Consider the following 1052-nt stretch of genomic DNA (forward strand, 5'->3'; position numbering starts at 1 on the left):
GCTAGAGCGGGATGAAATTGTTGGGAGTCGTTGAGGATTCCCAAATCAGCGGGTTTATGATTCACCATTCATGCTGGGAAGGAGGCCAGCATGGATGGCACTATCGATGGATCTGCGAGAGCGCGTCGTGGCGGCGGTGAAGACAGAGGGAATGTCGCGGCGCGCAGCTGCGAAGCGTTTCGGGGTCAGCTACAGCGCTGCGATCGAGTGGGTGAAGCTCGATGAGGAAACCGGCAGCGTAGCACCGCGCAAAGTCGGTGGTTCCAAGCCGAAGAAGCTATCGGGGGCCTGGCGCGACTGGCTCATTGAGCGCTGCCGCAAGCAGGCCTTCACGCTGCGCGGGCTTGTCGCCGAGCTCGCCGAACGAGGGCTTGAGGTCGACTATCGCTCGGTCTGGGAGTTCGTCCACGCCGAGGGTCTGTCGTACAAAAAAAGACGTTGGTCGCGGCCGAGCAGGATCGCCCCGACGTAGCGCGCCGACGGGCGCAATGGCTGGCCTATCAGAACCGCATCGATCCTGCCCGCCTGGTGTTCATCGACGAAACCTGGACCAAGACCAACATGGCGCCACTCAGAGGCTGGGCGCCAGTTGGGCAGCGCATCAAGGCAAAGGTGCCGCACGGCCACTGGAAAACCATGACGTTCCTGGCCGCCTTGCGCCATGACGGCATCACCGCGCCATGGCTCATCGATGGGCCGATCAATGGCGAGCGCTTCCGCCTCTATATCGAGACCGTGCTGGTTCCGACCCTGAAGCCCGGCGACCTCGTCGTCATGGACAATCTCGGCTCGCATAAGGGCAAGGCCGTGCGTCGCACCATTCGCAAGGCAGGGGCCAAGTTGATTCTCCTGCCCAAATACTCACCCGACCTCAAATCCCATCGAACAGTTCTTCGCCAAGCTCAAACACTGGCTTCGAAAGGCGGCCAAACGGACGGCCGAGACCGTCTGCCAGGCGATCGGCGAAATCCTCAACCGGACGACACCCGCCGAGTGCTCAAACTACTTCGCCAATGCAGGATACGACCGGAGATGACTTCATCCCGCTCTAG

The 1052-nt window shown here is 61.3% G+C and carries 1 pseudogene; it reads left to right on the forward strand.

Annotated elements, in window-relative coordinates:
* Window positions 1–94: 94 nt before the first annotated feature.
* Window positions 95–1036 (forward strand): annotated as a pseudogene (locus CK224_RS30535) (IS630 family transposase).
* Window positions 1037–1052 lie beyond the last annotated feature (16 nt).

This window comes from Mesorhizobium sp. WSM3862, from assembly GCF_002294985.1.
In the GTDB taxonomy this organism is placed as follows: Bacteria; Pseudomonadota; Alphaproteobacteria; order Rhizobiales; family Rhizobiaceae; genus Mesorhizobium.